This is a genomic window from Novosphingobium sp. 18050 (assembly GCF_902706195.1).
In the GTDB taxonomy this organism is placed as follows: domain Bacteria; phylum Pseudomonadota; class Alphaproteobacteria; order Sphingomonadales; family Sphingomonadaceae; genus Novosphingobium.
Window position 1 is genome coordinate 1 of sequence record NZ_CACSJO010000063.1, and the last position, 2805, is coordinate 2805.

At 61.5% G+C, this 2805-nt stretch carries 4 protein-coding genes; all 4 read right to left on the reverse strand.

All coding sequences use genetic code 11. The features are described 5' to 3' along the window. Nucleotides 1-15: 15 nt before the first annotated feature. Nucleotides 16-312, reverse strand: coding sequence for a hypothetical protein (locus GVL61_RS24290; protein WP_159983828.1), 297 nt, complete (start codon nt 310-312; stop codon nt 16-18). Next, nucleotides 312-1925 (reverse strand): IS66 family transposase, encoded by a 1614-nt coding sequence (locus tag GVL61_RS24295; protein ID WP_200844957.1) that lies wholly within the window; start codon nt 1923-1925, stop codon nt 312-314. The genes GVL61_RS24290 and GVL61_RS24295 overlap by 1 nt, the downstream gene beginning before the upstream one ends. Before the next feature lie 61 nt (nt 1926-1986). Beyond that, nucleotides 1987-2334, reverse strand: a complete 348-nt coding sequence (tnpB, locus tag GVL61_RS24300) for an IS66 family insertion sequence element accessory protein TnpB (protein WP_255456527.1) — start codon at nt 2332-2334, stop codon at nt 1987-1989. After that, nucleotides 2331-2705: a transposase gene (locus GVL61_RS24305; protein WP_159983832.1), complete on the reverse strand. Its 375-nt coding sequence runs from the start codon at nt 2703-2705 to the stop codon at nt 2331-2333. The genes tnpB and GVL61_RS24305 overlap by 4 nt, the downstream gene beginning before the upstream one ends. Nucleotides 2706-2805 lie beyond the last annotated feature (100 nt).

The window sequence follows — 2805 nt, forward strand, 5'->3', positions numbered from 1 at the left end:
GTAACCGTCCGGGCGTTACCGCGGCGTTTGGGCCTTGAAGCGGGCGGCGAGCTCGGGATCATCGAGGAAGTCATCGAGGAAGCCGTGCCAGGTCTCGGTGGTGCGGCGTGCATCTCTGAGCATGTCGCTCAGTTCTTCGACGCCGTCGTCGGTTAGCGCGGTGATCGCTTGGTCCGGGCCGGTGTAGACACTGATGATGGTGCCGTATGTCAGATTGTCGCCATTCCAAACTATGGCTTCCAGCAGTTCCACGTCCTCGCCGAGCATTTTCGCGGCATAGTCCAAGGTGCGCACGTGCGTGATCGTGGCCATCAGGCTGCGAGGGCTTGCGGCGCGCTCATCGCCGTCCAATTCCAAGGCAGCAATTCGTCGATCCGGTTGATTTTGTGGTCGTGGATTCGGCCGAGCACATCGGCGAGGTAAGCCTGCGGATCCAAGCCATTCATCTTGGCACTTTCAATAAGCGTCATGGCCCGTGCCAGCGTTTCGGCGCCTGTATCTGCGCCGGCGAAGAGCCAGTTGCGCCGTCCCAGACCAATGGGCCTCACGGCTCGCTCAGCGGCATTGTTGTCTATGCCGACGCGCCCGTCTTCGATGAACAGTGAGAAGGCCGGCCAGCGGCCCAGACCATACCGAAACGCGCTGGCCAGGTCGCCCTTGACCGGGATGCGGGTAAGTTGCTGCTCGGCCCATGCGCGCAATGCCTCGTGCTTGGGCTTGCTATGCTCCTGGCGCACGGCACGTCGAACATCGGCAGGTTTGCCGGCGATTTCGCGCTCGATGTCATACAACTGGCCGATACGATCGAGGGCCTCCCGCGCGATCTGGGATTTGTTCGCTTTCCAGATGTCGTGGAAGTCACGCCGCCAATGGGCGAAGCAGGCAGCCTCCCGGAAGCGCGGTGTGCCATCCGCGCCGGTTTCGTACAGCTTCGCATATCCCTTGTAGGCGTCGGCCTGGAGAATACCGCTCGCATTGCAAAGGTGGTTCTGCACATGCTCCGCCTTCCAGTTCGGGGCAAAGCGATAGACTACACCTGGCGGCGCCGGGCCACTCCATGGCCGCTGATCGCAAACGTAACCCCAGATCCTGCCTTGTCTCACACCCTTGCCGAGCCCTTTGGCGCGCCTCGTGTGATCCAGTACCTGGATCGGTGTATCATCGGCATGGATAACGTCGCTGGTCAGAACCGAGCTCTCAATACGCTCGATCAAGGGCAACAGGGTTCGCATTGCCTTGCCGCACCAGTCAGCCAGCGTGCTGCGGGGAATGTCGGCGCCCATGCGGGCAAGGATCTCATTCTGCCGGTACAGCGGCAAGTGATCGTCGAACTTTGAGACGAGCACGTAAGCAAGCAGGCTGCTTCCGGCCATGCTGCCGGGGATTGGGCGGCTCGGGGCCGGCACCTGCACCATCTTCTCGCAGCAACGGCAAGATTTTTTCGGACGCGCCACCTCGATCACTTTCAGCCGGGCCGTGATCATCTCGAGGATTTCGCTCACGTCCTCGCCGACGAGGCGTAACTCGCCACCGCAATCGGGACAGGCGCTGCCCGGGTCGAGTTCGTTGCGCTCGCGCGGCGTGCCCGGCGCCACGCGCGGACGCCGGGCTTTGCCACGTACGCTGGCGGGAACCGCGGGTTCCTCGTCCTCTTTGACATCACTCGTCAACGCAACGGTTTGTGCCGCGGCGACCAGAATATCCTCCAGCGCCAGTTCCAGCTGCTCGATCTCGCGTTCGATCTTCTCCGAGGACTTCCCGAAGGCCTGCTTCTTCAGTTTGGCAATGCGCAGACGCAGGGCCTGAACCACCAGATCGTGTGCACGGACCGCTGCGGTCAACTTCGCGTTTTCAGCCTGCAAATCGGCGATCATCGCCTTCAGCAAAGCCGGGTCTTCGGGAAGATTTTGCGCTGCGTTCAGCATGATCCTTTTTACCAACGGGCAGCAGGAAAATCCACAGAAACAGGCGGATTCAGTACGAAAATCAGCCCACGTGTGCCGGCGGTGCGCCCCAATTCGGGCGCCTCCAGTCAATGCCCTCCCAGAGCATCGCGAGCTGCGCTGACGTCAATCGTGCGGTTCCGTCTGCCGCAGAGGGCCAAGGAAAACGACCGCGCTGCAAAACTTTGTAATACATGCAAAAACCCTGGCCATCCCAGTAAAGTAGCTTCACCCTGTCACCGCGTCGTCCCCGAAAAGCGAACACCGCGCCGCTGGTCGGTTTCTGTCGCAGCACCGTCTGGGCCAGCTGAGCAAGCCCGGAAATGCCTTTGCGCATGTCAGTGACGCCGCAGGCCAGATAGACCCTTACGCCGGTTCCCGGTCCGATCACGCCGCCTCCACGCAGCGAATGAGCCGGGTCAGGGTGATGGCCTCGATCTCGCTGTCAAAGCGCAAGGTCCGACCTTGAACCAGGCGTAACTCGACCATGGAAGTCGCGCCCGGAACAACGCTGTAGGCAACTTCAGCGTCCCGAACGGCGGGCATGTCCACGGGAAGAAAGACCGGCTCAGGTTCGCCCATCACGAACCCGCGCTTCTTCATATCATGCCGCCAGGTGTAAATCTGTTGCCGGGTTATCTCATGGCGCCGGGCCACCTCTGCCAGCGTTGCGCCATCGATGCCGACCGATCCGATGATCTCTAGCCTCTGCTGGTCCGTCCACCGGCGCCGCCGTTCCTGACCCAGTATCTCCGCCCGCATCGCAATCCCCAATCAAGAGACGTCGTTAGCGACGTCGCTATGACCGTCTCTTAAGAGATTATCGCGCTATCAGGCAGGCGGTCCCAATCGGACGGTTACG

Coding starts and splice junctions, on each gene's coding strand:
- GVL61_RS24305 (WP_159983832.1), bottom strand. CDS start 2,705: ATGCGGGCGGAGATACTGGGTCAGGAACGGCGGCGCCGGTGGACGGAC.
- GVL61_RS24290 (WP_159983828.1), bottom strand. CDS start 312: ATGGCCACGATCACGCACGTGCGCACCTTGGACTATGCCGCGAAAATG.
- GVL61_RS24295 (WP_200844957.1), bottom strand. CDS start 1,925: ATGCTGAACGCAGCGCAAAATCTTCCCGAAGACCCGGCTTTGCTGAAG.